This is a genomic window from Microbacterium sp. Y832 (genome assembly GCF_057669765.1).
Window position 1 is genome coordinate 1 of record NZ_JBYHFM010000002.1, and the last position, 19,166, is coordinate 19,166.

The window sequence follows — 19,166 nt, forward strand, 5'->3', positions numbered from 1 at the left end:
TCTCGGATCAGACCGGACCCCACACACCGTTATTCAGACAGTCCCGATCCACTCAGTGAGCGCCGGGTCCAATGTCTCGAGGTGCTTGATCAGTGCTTGCGCCGTCATGGGCGAGAGGTGCCGTGAATGAAAGTCGGTCGGCACCTCCCCGAGAGAGATGGGTTTCCCCTTCAGGTCAGCTAGTAGGACAGGAGCGGAAAGTCGGTAGATCGGTGTGAGCGTCGCTCTCACAAGTCCGCTTGCCACCCCTGCAACACCTCGCACTAGAGCGAGCGCGACAATAGAGTCGCCGGCGATGTCATGATCTTCGTCGTCAGAGCTGTCGTGGACCGCGATGCAGATCGTACCGACTGTCGGCGCCGCGGTCTTGTCAAAGCCTTCCGAGATACGCGAGGCGCTCTGGTATGTGATCCGGTTCGCCCCCTTGGCCCGAAAAATATGGAAAGGAACGGTCAGGGTAAGAGCCGAAGAAGAATCGTCTGGCATGGGCACATTCAAGCAGAGCGCCACGGTTCCCCGGGGTATGGACGAGCACCGTCCCTCGACGGCACAGTGGCGGGAGCGTCCCCGTTGTGCGACCCGCTGTTCGAGCAGCACCCCTCGCGCATGCCCGGCGCGCCGACAAGCCCGATTAATCCCTGCCAACTGCAACGCCGCCGAACTTCGCAACTGCTGATGCTCAGACCTACATGTCTGCCGCCGTCACGCCCGTCAAAGATCGAGGAAGTCGCCCAGTCACGTGCGTACCGCTGCGAGACAGCCGATCGATACTTCGCCGGCCACGCCCGTGAGTCGGTCCCTCGACAACGTGCGAGGCTGCTCGGTCATGACCCACGATGGCCGGTCCAGCCCGCTCGGCCCCTCTACCCGGATGCGGTTCGGCCATCCGCGGTCGATAGTCGTGATCGGTAAAACGATGATGAGGGTCGTCACAGCATCCAAGTTCCCCCAGACCCAACGATCAGCACGGGACGATAACCACCCTTGCTCTCTGCCGCGGACAGGCTCGAGTGCCCCGAGACCACGACGCCCGGAGCAAGGTAGGCGCGCGTCACGAAGCGTCGGCTAGGTCGGTGCGCTCCCAGTCTCCGGTCACCGCAGCGTACGACCCTGCATCGGCGCTGCTCGACGCGTCGATCGCGGACTTCAGCAGGTGGAGACGCCACCGTCTGTGCTCGGCATCTGCGAGCTGCGTGAGCCCGCGAGGTGCGGCATGCCCCTTGAGCCGGTCACGGAGCTCTTCGCTGACCTCGATGATCGTAGCCATACCCGGAGGATCCCGGCGAGCGAGCAAGCTCACGTCCCCGAGCGGGCGCTTAGAGCGAGAGTCCGCCGCGCGAAGGCGACGAGCTCGGTGTGGCCCAAGGCGAGGAAGCCTGAAGCTCCCGCTCTCGCGCCGCCCGCCGCAACTCTGCCTCCGCCGCCCGCATCGCGTCCTGGATCGTGAGTTCAGTCGTCCCGCGCATCATCGTCGCGCCAACCTGCGCAATTGCCTCCACGTCGGTCCGAGCGATCGTCACGGCCACGTTGTGGTGCCGCCCGCGGGTCAGGCCGACGTAGAGTCCGGCCGCGTCGACACCCGGCCCCACCACCGCGGCATCCGTCGTCTCGCCCTGGATGCCATGCACCGTCGACGCGTACGCAAGTTGCAGGTGCTCGAGCGCGTACTCGCGACTTACGCCACGCAGCTCGCCGCTGTCGCTCGCCGCCGCGAGCGTGATGAGGTCATCCCCGATCCCACGCACCACCCACAGCGCACGGTTCTCGACCCCGGTGCGCCGATCGTTGCGGCGGGTCTGCACCGTGTCGCCGACGAGGATGCGCTGCTCCCCCATCCCCAGCGCGAGCGTCGTGGGGTCCAGCTCGCCGTCATCGACGCGTCGTTGCTGGATGGTGTCGTTGATCGCGCCCGCCTCCTCATTGGTGCCAGAGACCAAGGCCAGTCGTTTGCCACGTGCATGCCACTCGAAGTAGGCCGCAACCATCGCGTCGTGCGCTTCCTCCGCAGTGGCCACGCGTTGCACGTGCCCACGTTCCAGCAGCTCCTCCGCAACGCTCAGAGCCTCGTCGCTGTCGCGAGGGTTGCGCAGGCGCAGCGTGAGCGCGGAGTATTCGGGATCGCTGAACCGGTGCACGGTGTCGAGTTCGACGGATGCTGTCGCGTAGCGGACTGCGGTTGCCATCGCTCCCGCGTGCCCGACAGGGAGCGCCTGATACGGATCCCCGACCATCGCCACGCCGACGCCGTGCTCGAGGGCGAGATCGACAAGGACGGCCGCGGTCTGGAGGTCGACCATGCCGGCCTCGTCGACCACTATCCGATCGCCCTTACGGAGGACGAGCTTGGTCGGCCCGTCATAGATCATCCCCGTCGTCGGGTCCGCGTCACCACGAGACAGACGCGTCCACACCTCCGCTCCGGCGGAGTCAGTGCCCCAGCGGTACCCGTGGTCGAAGAGCAATGCGTGCAGGCTCGAGGCCGCGGCGCCAACCTCGCGCGAGGCGACTGACGCTGCCTTCAGGGTCGGCGCGACCACCAGCATCCGTCGCCGCTGTTGTGTCAGTCCAGCGTGCGCGACGCGCAGCATGGTGGTCTTGCCCGCGCCGGCTGGCCCGGTGACGGCCACGAGCCCACCCGTACCCGCGATCGCACCCGCCGCCGCAAGCTGCGAGGCATCCAACTTGTCGACGTCATCTGTGGATGCGGCGCTCCGACGCAGCTCGGTCGGCAGGAGTGAGCGGCCGGGTGAGGCGAGAGCATCGAGGCGCCCTGCGAGACGGATCTTCAGGCGCACGGTCTCCGTCGCCATGAACGCCTTCACGTGGCCGGGAATGTCCGCGCCTCCGAGGAGGCGGATGGACTTGCGATGCGCTCGATCGGTGATGTCATCGATCGTCGCGGACAGCACGTCGCGCGGCGCGATCACGCCGCTGCGCGAGAGAGCACGAATTGCGCCGGCGCGCAGATCGAACGAGCTAAACCGGCCACCGGAACGCGTGGAGCGCGTGTCGGCATCGACGACCGCGGCATCCGACAACAGGTCCAAGTCCAGGGCACCCAACGATGTTGCGATGAGCACGACCGGAGTCCGCTCGCGAGTGAGGGCAGGATCGATGCCCTCCAGCTCGTCGAGGACGGTTGCTTCCCAAGACTGCTCGTCCAGGTGGGCGGGCTTGTTCGGGCGCGACATCGCCCATGCGCGACGGTCGATCTGCGTCAGGACCTGGATGCTGGGGCTCGCACCATCGTGATCGGCCATCCACTCGGCGACCAGCTTCGCTCGGTTCGCTTCGATCTGCGCCGACCGGCGCGAGAAAGGCCGCACTGCTGTAACCAGCTGAGCTACCTGCCCGTCGGCGTCAACTGTGAATCCGTGGCGCGCGAGGGCGGCGATCCACTGTGGGTCGGTGCGGGCGGCGAGCTCGCCTTCGGCGTTGATGACCGTGTGCAGCTTCATCGCGACCCGCGAGTCGACGTTCGACCACTGCCCGTCGGCACCGAGCACTTTGACGTTGAGCCACAGGTGACGGTGGGCGTGCGGGTCGAGCGCGCGGGAGCGACGATGTTGCAGCTCGACGATCTCGATGCGGGTGATGTCTTCGCGGATGGTGCCGCCATGCCCGCGCCGCGCGTTCAGCTCGGCCTGCCAAGTGAGCAGCACGCGGTCGCGTAGCCGGTCCTGCAGCGCCTCGAACTCGGCGGCGAGTTCGGGATGCAGCAGCGCCGCGAGGCTATACGACTTCGGATGGTTGATCGTGCCGTCGAGCACGAGGTCGGCGTCCGGGCTCAGCCGCTGCCGGCCGCGCTCCTCCCCCGTGACCGGGTCGTGTCCGGTGAGCCACACGCGCAGGCCGCCCGCAGTGAGCTGGTCAGAGGCGATGGTGCCGTTCTCGACGACGAATCGCTCGACGGTCGCATCGGATGCCGCGCCATACGCCTCGAGCGCGTCAGGGCCGGCGGAGTGATGAATATGAGCGTCGCAAGTGCCCTCGAGTGCGTAACCGATCGCGTGCCGCACTCCGCCGGAGTCGGCACCCCTCTTCCACCGCTCAAGGCCTCCTCGCATGCAGTCAGGGTACGGTGTGATTTGCCGGATAGCCAGGACTTTTTCGATCTTGTGGGTACCTGTAGCGCCATGCTTTCAGATGTCGCAGGTTAGGGGCTCGCCACCGACGGTGCCTGCGTGCATCGGTCTTCCCTCTTGGATCTCTCATCGTGGTGTCGTGGGTCGTGTCGTGGGTCGTGTCGTGGGTCGTGTCGTGGGTCGCGTCGTGGGTCGTAGTTTGCGAATCAGGTCTTTGAGTTCGCGGACTGCCGCTGGAGTTCCTCGACTTGGCGTCTGGTAGCCGCTCTTGCCGCGGCCAGTCTGGACAGTCGGGCTGGTGACGCGCTCGACGATTCACTCAGCAAACGTCGCGGTCACGACCCCGATCAACGCGATCCCGCCGATCATCGAGCCCATCGCTGCCGCACGATATGGGACTCGGACCGGGTAGAAGTCGCCAGCTAGCTCCCCAACGGCATCGATCACGCCTAGAAGGAGGCGCGGACATGGGCGGCGATACCTAACGACCTCACCCTTTCGGACTTGGGCAGACTGCCGGACCAATGGGCCATCGGCTCGACAAAGTAGCAGCATATTTCGAGGGCGGGGGAAGCGGCCATGACTGAAACGCGGGAGTCAGGCGTGAGGAACGAACTGGTGACATCTCAGGATCCCCACCTCCGCCAACTAGTTGGCCTGTTTCGTCCTGCGCCCGGACGCACGCTCGAATCTGAGCGCATTTCTCGGCGATCTTCTGGGCGTCTGCGAACTTGACCGGGGCCGAGTTGGTGTGTTTGCTTCAGGGATGGATGCTCAGTTGTCAGCCTCTTTTGTCGCGGCCGTAGCGGCGCTCGTTGTCGCACTCGTGGGGTGGTTCTCCGGCCAGCGTCGTGAGCAGCGACTCTTGGAGAAGCAGATTGACCTAGATAAGAAGCTTGAAGACCACAAGCTTGGGTTAGCTCGACAAGACAGGCGCGAGGAGCGGGCCATCACCGCAAAAGCGGAACTCGATCGGATTCGCGAGCCCCTGATCATTGTCGCGCTCGATTTGGCGCAACGCTTGGACAACATCCGCAACAACGACTTCCTTCTTTACTTATCGAGCTCTGAGGAATCACGACGCCAGACCGCGCTAATCGGTACACTCCATCGCTTTGCCCGCTACTGGTGCGTGGTCGAGACCCTGTACGACCGAGCTGATCTCTCCAAGCTATTGGCGGACTCGAACACCCAACCCGTCGCGGCAACTCTCCGCGAAATCGGACGAACCTTCGCGAGCGATCGGCACGACGGAGGAAAACTCATGATCTGGCGCGAAGAGCAGCGGGCGATCGCTGAGCGGTCGCGAGAGCAACTGGCACCAGACGGGTGCATCGGCTTTGCCTCCTTCGTGGATGAGTACGACGAGCGTTTCGCGCAGTGGTTCCAGCTATTCTCACGCGACTTGCCATCCGCTCCTGCGAGTGAACGGATGCGGCTCGTTCAACAACATCTGTGCACGCTGATTCGGCAGTTGGCACCTGAGAACGTTGCCTATTACAAGGAGCAACTCGCAAAGCTCGACGCCGGTGCGAGCTCAAGCAGATGAAGGTCTGTTCGCGCACCCGTTTCTATGCGGCTTCCCCACAGGCGAGACCTCACGACTCGGGCCGCGGCTGCAATAGGTTGGCCAGAAAGCTTGGTTCCACACGGACAGGGCGATAGCTCCCGCAATGTCAGCGGCGACGTACTCCGAGCTTCCACTGATCTCGCAGCCGGGAAGCCCAGGATTGCTCGTCCAGAACGACCGGCTTTCTCACCACGACGGGCGGTCACAATTGGAAAAATTGACGCTGTTGCGTACGAATCTAATGGCCTGTTTCAGCAGCGTTCATATTGGAGTTCAGCTTCACTAACCGGGCATCTGATTCCATGATTTGAGTCGAGATGTCCCGAATTGCTCGCCCTGCGAGGTGGCTGCAAGTATCCTCCGGAGCAAGCGTCGAATTCGAGGGCGAATTCGAGAGAACGTCAGGAGAAGCGATGGCACCCGGAACGTCGTCAACCATCAGCCACGTCCACAACCAAGGCTGTGAGACTGCAGCGCTGGCGAATTGTCACTGCTTCTGCCACGGGGCAGGACATCAAAACGACCTCGTCATCAGAGCTGCATCCTGCGACAACACCGCCGACATGGCAGCATTGCTTAGCGACCTCGAAAGAATCCTCGGCGGATTCCACACGGGGCTTCGTGACATCACTACCCGCTCCCGTCCCGCGCGCTACGTACTGACGCCGACGGAGGCCGCCGCCCTTGGGTTCGACGTCGGGCGCGGCGCGACCTGGTACGAGAGCCTCCTCGTCGACGAGGCACTTCATGCCGCATTCATCGATGTCGCACGATCGAGCCTTGCGAGCACCGCTGCTGCGCGAGCGGACGCCAAGGCTTTCGCGGAGAGCGTCACCCAGGGCGCCATCTCGGTAGTGGGCTCGAAGGTCACCCTGACGAACATTGTTGAATCACATGTCTGGTGCAGCATCGTGGCCGAGTACCTTGCCTCCCTCAGCCCGACCAGCGCCGCCCACCCGCTGCCCAGGAGCTTCGGCGACATCTCCTACCCCAGGAAGTCCACTGGCCGGATGCCTAGCTCTCTCGCCGGGGTCAGATCGAGGGGCCTTGCACACCTCGCTGGCGCGAGCACCGTCGCGGCATCCTTGACGGCTTCGGAGAAGATCTCGCTGCTGCAGCTCGTCGGTGCCGCAGCCTGCCCCGACCTCTGGCACCACCCTGCCGCGGTGCGCTTTTGCATAAGCCCGATGGTTACGGCGGCAACTTGGCCCCCAACCAGCACCACGACCATCGTCACCGCGACCCGCCTAGGGGATCTCGGCCGGCGATGGAAGCGAAAAGGTCATTGGTGATCGCTCGCCCAACAGCCACGCCCGATCCGATTTCGGCATGAACGCGGCTTTGACGTGACCTGGAGGAGAGATGGTAAGCCGATGCTCCCCCTCCGGGGAGACCTAGTGGTCGAGGGTGTGACGCAGGATTCCAAGCTCTGCGCATAGATCGCTGACTCGGGTTGATAGATCCGCCATTGCGGCTATTGGGGCGGCGGAGCTTCGCAGGAGTTATCTTGTCCCGACGACCGACCTTGCGCACCCGCGCCCGCGCCGACGCCAGCCCCGCTTGGTGCGCTCGAAAATGAGCTCGCGCTCAAACTAGCTGGAGCGACGAAGATGCTGAACATTAGCTTGCCAGGGTCTCGTCCTGCGGAGACGAATTAGAGCCTCGCCGCTTCATCACGCCCGCGATGTACTCCCGAAGAGCTGGGTCGCACACGTACACGTAAGTCCCGCGCATCCCACGGGTCAGCAGAACTCCATAAATGTTGCGGATGAACTCGAGCAGGTCGTCGTCGGAGTAGGCGATGCCGCGTTGCTTGTTGTTCTCTTTGCCCTTCACATCGCGATAGGAGCCGCGGTCGATGAAGAGCCGTCGCGAGTGCGGATCGTACCGGAGGTCGTTGCCGATGATGACGCCGGCGTAGTTGAGGTCGTAACCCTGGACGGTGTGAATTGAGCCGACCTCGTGGATGGATCCCGGACTGTTGATCCAGTCTTTGGCTTGGCTATTCCAGCGCAGGCGCACGCCATCCAGTTCGATATCAAACGCTTCTTTGTCGCGATTGCTCTTCCACTCCCATGCGTAGCCCGCGATGAGGCGCGCTAGGCCATGCTCGGTGTTGCGGTCGACGATCGCACGCTGCATTGCAGCGAGGTTGTCGAAGAATCTCAGGTCATAGTCACCGAAGTTGGGTCGCTCGGTCGCGCCGGGCTCACCCCGTAGGACATCTCGGACGAACTGCACGTAGTCGGCGCCCGCACGCACACGCATCTGGGTGGACAGCGGATACTGGCGATGCGTCAACTTGGCCTCCTCGACGAGTAAGCGGAGCACAGGCTGGGGCAGGTCAGACGGCCGCACGGTCTGCTCGGCATCGAGCAGATAGATCTGATGTCGACTCTGCGCGCGAATCCAGTCCAGCTGCGTCTTCGACGGGTCATCAGCGCCAAACAACTTCTCGTTGATGGTGATGAATCGCTTGTTGTTTACACCGGAAGACTGGTTCGCGCGCTGGTTCAGGCGATGGGTCTCGTCCACGATGAGGAGGTCCCACGGCTGATCAGATGCACCAACGTCGAAGGGTGTCAGGATCTGTCGCTCCGTGACCTTGGGCGTCTTCTTGAAGACGCGCTTGATCGATTCGCGGAGAGACTGCTGAGGCACAACGAACCCGATGCGAAGGCCTGCGAGCAGCGCGCGATTCTCGGGCACGAAGAAATCGGCGAACATTGAGTCTGGCTCGACTTCATCAGCATCACTGTGGTCGCGGATATCCGCGAGGAGCTTCATCAGGAAGATCGCGATGATGGTCTTGCCTGTCCCAGGCTGCCCCTCGATGACGCTCGCGGACGAGGCTCCCGTCTCGAGGTCGGCGAGGAGCCCTTCCACAATGTCCTCGACCGCAATTGCTTGCTCCGGCGTGAGCACTTTGAATGGCGACAGTTTGAAGAGGTCACTGTTCTCGATCTCAGGGATGCTGCGTTGAAAGACTCCCTCTGATCGCAGCTTCTCGAAGATGTCGCGAAAACTCTCCCTGTAAAGGTCGCGTTCGTAGTACCGAGCATCGATGATGCCCTCGTTGCCGTTCATCACGGTGAACTGGCCGTCGCCGGCGAGCCAGCGGATGAGATGAGATTCCAGATCGAGGCACGCCGACTTGTTAAAGGTGTCGTCGATGACAACGCGCACGCTCCGGAATGCGCTCTTGGCGGGGTTCGCGAGATGCTGGCGCATGCGCGCAGCGGCGTTGACCGTCTCACCGACGTAGACGGAGCCAGCCCCAGACTGGTTGGCACCATCGAGCACGTAGACGACCGGCCAGTTCCTGAGGCGTTCGTCGCCTGACTTCCAACCCGAGATCGCGCCCGACGTGAGGTTCAGTCGCTCGATCTCAAAGGGCGTCATACTTTGTGCTCCGTCCCCGTGCGCGATCGGCCGGGTACTTCTCTCTAGTGGCGACGAGCTTCTCGAGCACGATTTCGTCGAGGTCGACCCCGAGCCGCGCAGCTAGCAGTGTGCAATAGGTCACCACGTCGGCGAGCTCGGCTCGCACTAGGGCCTCGTCCGCATCGTCGCTCCATTGGAAGCACTCCAACAGCTCGCCGGCCTCGATCGCGATGCTCTTGGCGAGGTTCGCCGGAGTGTGGAATTGGGCCCAGTCACGCTCTCGGACGAACTCCTCCAGCGCCTTGCGCACCCGCTCACTTGTCACGGTTGCGACCGTATCAGTAGACGTAGCGCCGACTCCGCGCAACGATCGCCTGTTCTCGTTGGTTGCTCGGCGTCAACCGCGGTGCGGTGGAGCGTCGACCCTATCCACTTCCCTCTAGTTCGCGCGGTGGCCTGTCGACCCGATGGCAGACCGCCGCTCTACTAACGTATGGAACACAGCAAGCAGGGTCGGTGATAGGGAGCAGCATGGCGGAATCACCGGAATTGCAGGCTGGGCTCTACGAGACGCTCGTTACCTCGGGTCTCGAGGGGCGCCTCCACTCGCTGGCCGGGCTGTTTCCGACCTTTGAAGCTGTCGACGACGCAGACCAGCCCCACGTGCTCGCGCGCCTGATTTACGAGGAAGCCGTTCGGCAGCTTTCATCAATCGGGAGCGAGAGCGACCGCCTCGATCTTGTGAACCGGCTGCTGGGACACATGGCCAAATCTCCCGACCTAGTGGTGGCGCCGGCACGCCAACTGCAGCGGCTCTCGCCACCCGTCGGTCCCGGCATCTCGACGTACGACAACGTCCGCCCGAGTACGCCACTCAGCGAGGCAGCGCTGCTCACGAACGCGCGAGGCGAACCGAACCTGAACGCCGAGCTGAAATCCGAGATCGACACGGCCGACCAAGTAGACCTCCTGTGCGCTTTCGTGAAGTGGCACGGGGTTCGACTTCTGGAAGCGGAACTCGCACGACTCCGACGCCGGGGCGCCCACTTTCGAATCATCACCACGACCTACATGGGTGCTACTGAGCGTGCCGCGATCGATCGCTTGGCACGTGAGTTCGGCGCGCAGGTCCGAGTGCAGTACGACTCGATGCGAACCCGTCTGCATGCAAAGGCTTGGCTCTTCCAGCGCCGCAGCGGGTTCAACACGGCGTACGTGGGCTCGTCAAATCTCTCGAAGGCTGCGCTGCTCGACGGAGTGGAGTGGAACGTACGACTGTCGGGCGTGGGCACGCCGTCGCTGCTAGAAAAATTCCAGGCCACGTTCGAGACCTACTGGAACGATGCCAGTTACGAGGCGTACGACCCAGATCACGATCGGGATCGACTCGACGATGCGCTCGCGGAGGCCTCTGGAACGCGACGCCACGATCGGATGACAGTGTCTCTATCGGGACTGGAGGTCCGGCCGTATCCCTACCAGCTGGAGATGCTCGACGCGCTGGATGCAGAGCGCGAGGTGCACGGCCGCCACCGAAATCTCGTGGTTGCGGCGACGGGTACCGGCAAGACGGTCCTGGCGGCATTCGATTATCAGCGGCTCGGCGGCTCGGAGCGATCACTGCTATTCGTTGCCCACCGTAAAGAGATTCTCACACAGGCAACTCGTACGTACCGCGAGGTACTGGGCGACGAGAACTTCGGCGAAAGTTATGTCGCAGGTAGCCGGCCAGAGCGATGGGAAAATGTCTTCGCAAGCGTTCAGTCACTCACCTCCTACGGGGTGGAGAATATTCCTGCCCACGCTTTTGACGTCGTGGTGATTGACGAGTTTCATCACGCCAGCTCAGCAACGTACCGGAAGCTTCTAGACCATCTCGAGCCAAAGGAGTTACTCGGGCTCACTGCGACTCCGGAGCGCGCCGACGGCAATGACATCCTGGAATATTTCGATGGACGCGTGGCGGCGGAACTGCGGTTGTGGGATGCCCTCGGCCAGGAGCTTCTGTCACCCTTCCACTACTTCGCTATCGCGGACGGCACTGACCTGTCGAGGATCGCGTGGGTGCGCGGCGGTTATGACGCCGCGCAGCTTTCGAAGCTCTTCACTGGAAATGACGCGCGTGCGCGGATTGTCGTCATGGAGGTCCTCGACAAAGTGATTGACCCGCTCGGCATGCGTGCTCTCGGCTTCTGCGTTGACATCTCACACGCGGAGTACATGGCGCGAGTGTTCAACGAGGCCGGGATCCCTGCCCTGATGATTAGTGGCGACGGCCGCACACAAGCGCCGCGCGACGAGGCGCTTCGCCGGCTTCGAAATCGGGAAGTCAACGTCCTTTTCTCGGCGGAGCTGTTCAACGAAGGACTTGACGTGCCCCACGTGGACACTGTGCTCTTCCTGCGTCCTACGGAGAGCGCGACCGTTTTCCTTCAGCAGCTGGGTCGAGGTCTGCGCCGCACCGCTGACAAGGCCGTGCTTACGGCTCTCGATTTCGTGGGTCATCAGAGCAAGCAGTTTCGTTGGGACGTGAGGCTGCGTGCCCTCACCGGGCTGACGCGCCAAGCAGTTGCCCGCCAGGTCCAACACGGATTCTCCTTCCTGCCGTCCGGGTCGCAAATCGTGCTCGACCGACAGTCGCAGCACCTCATCCTCGAGAATTTGAAGGGGCAGGTCGCCAATCGGTGGCATCAGCTTGCCGCTGAGCTTCGCTCGTATGGCGACATGACGCTGGACGAGTTCCTGAGCGAGGCAGGGGTCGAGCTCGCTGACGTGCTCAAGAGAGGACAACGGGGCCGTTCATGGACCCAGCTTCGAAGAGATGCGGGGCTTCCGACTTCGGGGGGGACGGAGCGCGAAGCTGACCTGCTGAAGCGCGTTCGCGCATTGGTCCACGTGGACGATAGCGAACGCGCGCAGGAGTATCGACATCTACTGGCGGAGGATTCGCCAGAGTACGCGGAGCTGTCCGCACGAAGCCGCCTCTTCGCCGACATGCTCTTCTTTTCGCTGTGGCCCGATGGTGGCGGGTTCTCCTCCGTCGACGACGGGTTGCGCTCCCTCAGAGCAGAGCGAGCAGTTCGTGAGGAACTCTCCACGGTCATTGAGATCGGATTCGACTCCGCGCGACACATTCCGACTGTGATGCCCGGCAGACTCTCCTGGGCCCCGCTCCAAGTGCACGCTCGGTACCAACGGGAGGAGGCTCTCGCGGCGCTTCGCTACGCCACCCTTCAACGACGGCCCAACTCGTTCCGAGAAGGCGTGCTCTTCGTAGCCCCAGAGAATGTGGACGCGTTCTTCATCACGCTCAAGAAGTCGGCTGCAGCGTTCTCGCCGACCACCATGTACCGCGACTATCCGATCAGTCGCGACCTCTTCCATTGGGAGAGTCAGTCGGGAACCACCATCGCCTCGCCCACAGGCCAGCGGTACCTGTCAGGATCGAGCGAAGTTCTTCTGTTCGTTCGTGAGCACAAGGAGAACGAGTTCGGTACGGCGCCGTACCTGCTTCTCGGGACTGCAAAGCTGGTTCAGCACGCCGGCGAGCGGCCAATTGCGATCACTTGGCGACTCGATCGCCCCATGCCATCGGACTTCTTCCAGAGCGCGTCGGTGGCGGCGCAATGAGCGTGGTCGTCGGTGCGGTGATCGTTCGCGATGGGCTAATTCTTGCTGCGCGACGGACTCGCCCCTCAGATTTGGCCGGACAGTGGGAGTTTCCCGGAGGGAAGGTCGAACTCGGCGAAGACTTGTCGACCGCACTCGCCCGAGAGATCGACGAGGAGCTCAGCGCAACGATCGACGTGCTGGACGAGGTTGCCGATCGCGACGGACCCTGGCGCATTGGGGATAAGCATGTCCTTCGGCTCTTCCTTGCCACGGTTCGATCCGGCGAGCCCGTTGCTGGTTCTGACCACGATCAGGTCCGTTGGTTGCGCCCGAAGGACCTAGACGCTGTCAACTGGCTTCCCTCCGATCAGCTCGCGCTGCCAGCGGTACAGCAGGCGGTCGTGCGGCTTCTCGCCCAAGCCGACTGAGGAACTACGCGAGCGCCTGCCGTCAGCGCGTCTAGGTCGAAGCCTTTGCCCTCACCGGCCAGGCGCCAACCGACTGGCGGTACTCAGTAGCGTCAACCTCCTCAGTGAACTCCAGCATGCTGCCGACCTTTTCGATGAGCACGTCGCGAACTTCACCAGGCGTGGCAAAGAAGAACTCTTTTCGGGAGTTGGCCTGGTTCAGCGCACGCGAGGCGAAGTGACGGTGTAATTCGGCCTCCAAAGTCACCGCATCTTCAGAGAAGTACAACGTGTGAGTATCGAATCGAAACGGCACTGAGGCCCCGCCAAGTTCGTAGATGCGCTCTCGAGGTTCGAGCCGACGGGTGAGTCCGATCTTCACAACATCCCTGCCGAATGCGCCCTCGTTGGAGATCACGTACACGTATCCAGCTCGAATGTTCGCGGCACGGAAGTCGTTCTGGGCTATCGCCTCGTCGACTTCGGCAAGTCTGGCCGCAAGCACCGGGTCCAGTTCGCCCCGTTCTCCGAGTACGGCGAGCATATTGGCAAGATGCGCCCGTTCCTTATCAAGCCGGGTCCGCTCTTCTGCGAGCTCCTTGGCGACGCGCTGCTCCTCACGCAGTCGCGCGCGCTCGTCACGGGCAACTTCGCGCTCCTCTTGTTTCTTCATCAGCCAGTCTGCCGTGAGCTCAAGCTCCTCAAAACGAAGATCGTGGAACTCATCACTGATATGCATCTCCATCATCGAACCAAGCTTCGCGATCGCGCTCCGCGAGGCATCGAGTCGCCGTTTCGCCGTAACAACGTTGCCCGCGCGCAGTGATCGAAGGGCATTGTCTGCTTCTGAGTTGTAGGCACGGAGCATCAGCTTTGCGAGGTCATCGGTCATCCGCCGCCCCTGCGCGAGCGAGTTGTTGAACGTGAACATCTCCGACTTGACGATTGCCCGCCCCGCCTTCACCACTTCGGCTATCCGAGTCTCGATCGAGGCGAGACGATCCTGATAGGCAGCCGCCGATTCGAGGGGGTGGTGATATCGGTAGATGCCCACGTCCTGGAGGACGCGAGCATCGCTGAGTTCGACATAGTCCGGCGAGGCCACCTCAGCGAGTTGGGCCCGCAGCGCGCTGTTCTCGCGTCTCAAGAAGTCCAACTCAGCGGAAGAAGCGATCGCCGGATCAACGACCTCAGGCGCTTGGACGGACTCCGCGGGCAGGGTTTCCTCCGCCTGAGACTCCGCATCAGATGCGCCCTCGGGCGTGATCCATAAGACCCAATCTGCTGGCGGCTCCGGCCACGCCGGATCGGGCACCCATCCCGCAGGCGGAACCCAACCTGCAGGCGGCTTCGGCCATCCGGGAGGCGGATTAAAGAGAGGTCCGGCAGCCACTATGCCCGCCTCACTCCCCCTGTTACTGCCGGCACAAGTCCGTGTGGGTTCTTCGACGTGGCCGCGCCTAGATGCTCCAGCGTCATACCCGGAACAACGCCAGAGAGGTCGATCTCCTCAAAGCGTTCGCGCGCAGTCGCGACCGCAACGAACGGAACATACGTCGGCCTGCCTGTGGCCGGGTTCGTGGTCTCTGTTCCGAGTTCTAGTGATATCCCTTTGAAGAGACCGCGCCGATCTGCTTCGAACACCTCGTGCAGAGTGCGGAGCGCGACGTTATGAACGATCCCGGCGTAGCGGTCCTTCGTGTCCTTCTGGGTCCCCGCAACCGGGGTGATCTCGTCAGTCGCCTTCACGTACTTGTAATGCTTGATGGACGGCACAGAATCAGGTCCTGGGATCAGGACCCGAACGGCTAGCTCAGCCGTGGTTGGATCGAAGACTGCCGTGTGCGACACAGGGAACCACTCCGGGTACACGGAGTTGGCGAGAACAATCCCTACATACTCCTGGACGGCATCCACGGTGCCGTAGCCCAAGCCAGCAATCAACTGGTCGAGCGCTTCATTCTGTTCTGCTGCCTCGCTCTCGCGGAGTGCGCATTCGGCCTCATACTTCTCCATCTCGAGCGCGAGCTGCTCCAGACGACGTTGCTCAACCTCAACATGCTCCTGAAGTTGTTCTGCCCTTCGGGATGGCAAAGCCTCTACCGCTGCCTGCCAGGCGTAGTAGTCGGTCGCATACTCTTGCTCAACCGCCGCAAGCGCTTCAGCTTCCTTCTTCTTCTTACCGAAGAGCCCTTTGACTTCCTCGGGGGCCCGCTTCACTGGGAGCGGCGGGTCAGCGATAGGCGTCGGTACCGGGAATGGCCGCCGAAGATCCGGCCTGCCGAAGGCAGGCTGCACGACAACAGCGCGCAAGCTTTCGAGGTCGACGAAATCATCCACATCAAGGGTCGCTTGAAGCAGGGAGTCCAACGTCTCGTACTTGCTACGCAAGTCCGCGTTCAGGTCGTCCACCTCCGCAAGCTGCGCGGCAACGTATGCGTCCGCAGCGGCCTTTTCAAGACGCTTGCGATCCGTCTCAGAAGCTCGTTCCGCAGCGAGCTGCGCTCGCTCAGCGGCGCGCTGAGCCTGTTCAGCACGCCTCACCCCGGCAGCCTGCTGCCGCAGCGCAGCCTGGTGCCGCTGCTCAGCCACCCTCGACTGATGTTGAATCTCAGCGAAAAAACCACGACGACGTGCCACTTTTCCTCCAACGCTCGACTGCTGGTCAGTCTATGAGGCAGAGAGAAGGAGCTCAGTGCTAGACCATCGTCACATCGGCAACCCATTCTCCGACACTCAGCCAATCAAGCGATCGGGCGCGGCGGAGTGCCGGGACCGTGAAATAGCGCAGGACCGGAGCGCAGCGGAGGACCGAGCCTATGTCGCGAAAGCCCGGAACGGAGCCGCGACCGATCGCTACACTCTCGGCGTCGGAGGGAGGCGCCCTCCAACCCAACGCCAGTTGAGGACGTGTTCCGACATCCATCCACATCGGTCATCGGCCGCATTGACGGCATCCGACCAGTGTCCGACACTGGCTCGATACTGACCGTCGAGCCGGCATGAGCGGAGGTCGAGATGGGCAGCATTGCCCCGTACGAAACGACGAAGGGCCGCCGCTATCGCGTGCGGTATCGGAAGCCGGATCGCACAGCAGCGGAGAAGCGCGGCTTCACCACGATGCGCGAGGCGAAGCTGTACCTCTCCATGGTCACGGTGTCGAAGTCGAAGGGTGAATACATCGACCCATCGTCCTCGAGGGTTCCCGTCCGGATGTTCGCCGACAGCTGGTTGCGATCCAAGCAGCCGCCGATGACGAAGCCCTCGTACTACATGACTCTCGAGCGGGCATGGAAGAACCATGTAGCTCCGGTCTGGGCCGACCGGGAGATCTGGTCGATCCGACGCTCCGAAGTGCAGGACTGGGTGTCCGGCCTCGCGTCACAGAAGTCGCGCACCGTCGTCCTTCGCGCGCTCGGGGTCCTGGCCGGCATCCTCGATGTCGCGATCGACGATCGGCGCCTCGCGAGCAATCCGGCCCGCCACGTGCGCAGCCTTCCTCGACACGGGCCGGGCAAACGCCGCGTCTACCTCTCGCACGACCAGGTGGCGACGCTGGCGGCGTGCTCGGCGTATCCGACCCTCGTGCTGACGCTCGCGTACACCGGCCTGCGCTGGGGCGAGGCCACGGGACTGCGCGTGCGCAGCGTGAATCGACTGCGTCGACGCTTCGTCATCGAAGAGAACGCTGTGATGATCGCCTACGAGATCCACGTCGGCACGCCGAAGACGCACGAGAAGCGCTCGGTCCCGTACCCCGCGCGGCTCGCTCCGATGATCGAGCAGGCGTGCGCCGGCAAGGGCCCCGAAGGGCTGCTGTTCGGCGATGGGGTCAACCACATGCGCAACTCGGGCGCGAAGGGCTGGTTCGCGAACGCCGTCCGGCGTGCGCAGGAGTTCGATCCGTCGATCCCGCGGCTCACTCCCCACGACCTCCGTCACACCGCGGCGTCGCTCGCGATCAGCTCGGGCGCGAACGTGAAGGCAGTACAGCGAATGCTCGGCCACGCGTCGGCCGCGATGACGCTGGACACCTACGCCGACCTCTTCGACGACGATCTGGATGCCGTCGCGACGAGACTGAACGATGCGATGCCGTTGGTGGCACTGCCGTCGGGTCCGCAGACCCGCTACGCCCGACCGACGTAACCGCAAGAGCAGATTGCTCAGTTTTTCGACGAGGTACATCTCGCCCGAAATGCTCGATTTCGGCGCTCTGAGACGTCGAACGAAGCGCCGTGAAGGCCCCCGTTTCTGCCTCGAATCTGCCCTCAGAGTTTTCAGAATGTGGGCAAAAAGTGGGCAAAAACGCGTTCTATATGGTCTGACCACAGAAGAAATCCCTGGTCAGAAGCAAAAAAAGACTGCGCCCCTGGAGGGACTCGAACCCCCAACCGTTTGCTTAGGACGCAACTGCTCTTCCATTGAGCTACAGAGGCTGGCCCGACCGAGTCTACCGGCGCTCTGCGGCCGGCCTGGCGTCAGTGCTTACGCTCGATCCACCACTCGGTGAACTCGCTCGCGCGGCCGTCCTCGGCGAAACGCACGAGCCACAGGTTGTCGTAGGTGCCGACCTTCTCGCCGCTGGCATACGTCGTGACGCCGCGGATGGCGGCGGCATCCGTCGTCTCGATCTCGACGTGGCCCTCGAAGGTCCACTCCCCCGGCTCGTCGCGTTCGTCGCTCCAGAACTCAAGGATGCGGTCGATGCCGACGGCGGGGTCGAGGTCATCGGGCGACCCGCGATACACGGCGTCGTCGGTGAAGAGCGCGCGGATCGCATCCGGCTCATTCGTGCGCCACGCCTCGAGATAGCCGTCGAGAAACCGCTGCGCGTTGCCCATGCGACGACCCTGGCACGACGCCCGACGGCGCACCAGGGCGTTCCTCCGTATTGCGTGGGAATCGAAGCGGATCGCCGACACACGGTTGCATCCCGGTGCCGATCTCGGAATCGTGGCCGGTCCTGATGCCCCAACCGGAAGGACCGACATGCTCACCATGACCGATACCGCCGCTGAAGCGGTCAAGGCGATCGTCTCGCGCGTGCCCGACGTGCCCGACGAGGGCGGCGTGCGCATCCGCGACACAGGCACCGCCGACGGCTTCGAACTGAGCGTCGCACCGGCGCCCGAAGCGACCGACACGGTCGTCGCCGAGAACGGGGCGCACGTGTTCCTCGACGTCGGAGCGGCGGCGGCACTGGATGACCGCGTGCTCGACGCCGAACTGGCGCAGGACGGCTCGGTGCGCTTCGCACTGGGCACCCAGGGCTGAGACCCTCGCGAGGCGGGTCCTTCGGGGCCCGCCTTCGTCGCGCCTGGGGATGCACCGAGGCGCGTCAGCCGCGGTGGCAGAAGCGCCTGATCAGGCCGTGCGGCTCTTCGCGACGTAGACCGTGTTCGACGAGGTTCCGCCGGTGACGGGGTTGTCGAAGTCGACGACATGCGCCGCGCCGTCGTCGAAGACCTGGGCGAGCTCGGCCATGAACTCGGCGTCGGGCGGGTCGTCTGACCACAGCGCGAAGACGCCACCCTCGGTCAGATGCCGGTCGAGGGCGCGCAGGCCGTCGGCCGTGTACAGGTCGGCGTGCGACGGATCCAGCTGATGCCGCGGCGAATGGTCGACGTCGAGCAGGATCACGTCGTACCGCGCATCGGCATCGATCGGCTCACGCCGCATCACCGCGAAGAAGTCGTCGCTGACGAGGCGAGTGCGCGGATCGCTGACCAGCTCGCGCGACGCGGGAAGCAGCATCCGCTCATGCCAGCCGATCACCGCATCGAGCCGATCGATCACGGTCAGCGCAGAGACGCGCTCATCGCGCAGGGCGGCGACGGCGGTGTAGCCGAGCCCGAGTCCGCCGACGAGCACGGCGAGCTGATCCCCCGATGCCGCAGCCAGCCCGAGGTCGGCGAGCGCCTCTTCGGCAACGGTGAACAGGCTCGACATCAGATACTCGTCGCCGAGCTTGACCTCGTAGATCTCGCGCCCCACCGAGGCTTCGGTTCGGCGCCGGAGGGTGAGGTCTCCGATCGGCGTGGGTTGCCAATCGAGCTCTTCGAATCGTGCGATCACAGGTGTCCCGTCGTCGCTGCCCAGACTACG

Annotated in this window: 16 protein-coding genes and 1 tRNA gene; 6 read left to right on the top strand and 11 right to left on the bottom strand. The window is 63.4% G+C overall.

Annotated features, from left to right (window positions below; translation table 11 throughout):
* Positions 1 to 33: 33 nt before the first annotated feature.
* From AC25YV_RS02725 to AC25YV_RS02740, 4 genes are all read right to left on the bottom strand, one after another.
* Positions 34 to 486: a hypothetical protein gene (locus tag AC25YV_RS02725; protein WP_488122307.1), complete on the bottom strand. Its 453-nt coding sequence runs from the start codon at positions 484 to 486 to the stop codon at positions 34 to 36.
* A gap of 249 nt (positions 487 to 735) precedes the next feature.
* Positions 736 to 933, bottom strand: a complete 198-nt coding sequence (locus AC25YV_RS02730; protein ID WP_488122308.1) for a type II toxin-antitoxin system PemK/MazF family toxin — start codon at positions 931 to 933, stop codon at positions 736 to 738.
* Positions 934 to 1,051: 118 nt separating this feature from the next.
* Positions 1,052 to 1,267 carry a hypothetical protein gene (locus tag AC25YV_RS02735; RefSeq protein WP_488122309.1) on the bottom strand — a complete coding sequence of 72 codons (216 nt, stop codon included), beginning with the start codon at positions 1,265 to 1,267 and terminating at the stop codon, positions 1,052 to 1,054.
* 49 nt (positions 1,268 to 1,316) lie between these two features.
* Positions 1,317 to 4,067 (bottom strand): AAA family ATPase, encoded by a 2,751-nt coding sequence (locus AC25YV_RS02740; RefSeq protein WP_488122310.1) that lies wholly within the window; start codon positions 4,065 to 4,067, stop codon positions 1,317 to 1,319.
* A 784-nt stretch (positions 4,068 to 4,851) separates the two neighbouring features.
* Between AC25YV_RS02740 and AC25YV_RS02745 the strand changes: the two genes are divergently transcribed.
* Both AC25YV_RS02745 and AC25YV_RS02750 read left to right on the top strand, forming a co-directional pair.
* Entirely contained in the window at positions 4,852 to 5,634 is a 783-nt protein-coding gene (locus tag AC25YV_RS02745) for a hypothetical protein (RefSeq protein WP_488122311.1), read from the top strand.
* 434 nt (positions 5,635 to 6,068) lie between these two features.
* Positions 6,069 to 6,947, top strand: a complete 879-nt coding sequence (locus AC25YV_RS02750) for a hypothetical protein (RefSeq protein WP_488122312.1) — start codon at positions 6,069 to 6,071, stop codon at positions 6,945 to 6,947.
* A gap of 328 nt (positions 6,948 to 7,275) precedes the next feature.
* On the opposite strand, the gene AC25YV_RS02755 is transcribed toward AC25YV_RS02750, so the two are convergent.
* Both AC25YV_RS02755 and AC25YV_RS02760 read right to left on the bottom strand, forming a co-directional pair.
* On the bottom strand, positions 7,276 to 9,057 hold the full coding sequence (locus AC25YV_RS02755; protein WP_488122313.1) for a DNA/RNA helicase domain-containing protein: 1,782 nt from the start codon (positions 9,055 to 9,057) through the stop codon (positions 7,276 to 7,278).
* Positions 9,044 to 9,349, bottom strand: coding sequence for a nucleotide pyrophosphohydrolase (locus AC25YV_RS02760; RefSeq protein ID WP_488122314.1), 306 nt, complete (start codon positions 9,347 to 9,349; stop codon positions 9,044 to 9,046). The genes AC25YV_RS02755 and AC25YV_RS02760 overlap by 14 nt, the downstream gene beginning before the upstream one ends.
* A 221-nt stretch (positions 9,350 to 9,570) precedes the next feature.
* Here AC25YV_RS02760 and AC25YV_RS02765 point away from each other — a divergent pair, with 221 nt between their 5' ends.
* Both AC25YV_RS02765 and AC25YV_RS02770 read left to right on the top strand, forming a co-directional pair.
* A complete protein-coding gene (locus AC25YV_RS02765; RefSeq protein ID WP_488122315.1) occupies positions 9,571 to 12,669 on the top strand; it encodes a DEAD/DEAH box helicase in 3,099 nt (1,032 codons plus the stop codon).
* The gene (locus AC25YV_RS02770) at positions 12,666 to 13,079 is read left to right on the top strand and encodes a (deoxy)nucleoside triphosphate pyrophosphohydrolase (protein WP_488122316.1); all 414 of its coding nucleotides are present in this window, start codon (positions 12,666 to 12,668) and stop codon (positions 13,077 to 13,079) included. The genes AC25YV_RS02765 and AC25YV_RS02770 overlap by 4 nt, the downstream gene beginning before the upstream one ends.
* Positions 13,080 to 13,110: 31 nt before the next feature.
* Here AC25YV_RS02770 and AC25YV_RS02775 read toward each other — a convergent pair whose 3' ends face one another.
* Together AC25YV_RS02775 and AC25YV_RS02780 are read right to left on the bottom strand one after the other, a co-directional pair.
* Complete coding sequence (locus AC25YV_RS02775; RefSeq protein WP_488122317.1) at positions 13,111 to 14,373, bottom strand: SNIPE associated domain-containing protein; 1,263 nt, start codon at positions 14,371 to 14,373, stop codon at positions 13,111 to 13,113.
* A 77-nt stretch (positions 14,374 to 14,450) separates the two neighbouring features.
* Positions 14,451 to 15,470 (bottom strand): hypothetical protein, encoded by a 1,020-nt coding sequence (locus AC25YV_RS02780; protein ID WP_488122318.1) that lies wholly within the window; start codon positions 15,468 to 15,470, stop codon positions 14,451 to 14,453.
* 606 nt (positions 15,471 to 16,076) lie between these two features.
* Between AC25YV_RS02780 and AC25YV_RS02785 the strand changes: the two genes are divergently transcribed.
* A complete protein-coding gene (locus AC25YV_RS02785; protein WP_488122319.1) occupies positions 16,077 to 17,207 on the top strand; it encodes a tyrosine-type recombinase/integrase in 1,131 nt (376 codons plus the stop codon).
* A gap of 218 nt (positions 17,208 to 17,425) precedes the next feature.
* Here the strand turns inward: AC25YV_RS02785 and AC25YV_RS02790 are convergent.
* Positions 17,426 to 17,497 (bottom strand) — tRNA-Arg (locus AC25YV_RS02790).
* Positions 17,498 to 17,539: 42 nt separating this feature from the next.
* Positions 17,540 to 17,902 carry a nuclear transport factor 2 family protein gene (locus AC25YV_RS02795; protein ID WP_488122320.1) on the bottom strand — a complete coding sequence of 121 codons (363 nt, stop codon included), beginning with the start codon at positions 17,900 to 17,902 and terminating at the stop codon, positions 17,540 to 17,542.
* Positions 17,903 to 18,050: 148 nt separating this feature from the next.
* On the opposite strand from AC25YV_RS02795, the gene AC25YV_RS02800 reads away from it, so the two are divergent.
* Positions 18,051 to 18,335: a Fe-S cluster assembly protein HesB gene (locus AC25YV_RS02800; protein ID WP_488122321.1), complete on the top strand. Its 285-nt coding sequence runs from the start codon at positions 18,051 to 18,053 to the stop codon at positions 18,333 to 18,335.
* Positions 18,336 to 18,425: 90 nt separating this feature from the next.
* Here the strand turns inward: AC25YV_RS02800 and AC25YV_RS02805 are convergent, their stop codons facing one another.
* Positions 18,426 to 19,136 carry a spermidine synthase gene (locus AC25YV_RS02805; protein ID WP_488122322.1) on the bottom strand — a complete coding sequence of 237 codons (711 nt, stop codon included), beginning with the start codon at positions 19,134 to 19,136 and terminating at the stop codon, positions 18,426 to 18,428.
* Positions 19,137 to 19,166 lie beyond the last annotated feature (30 nt).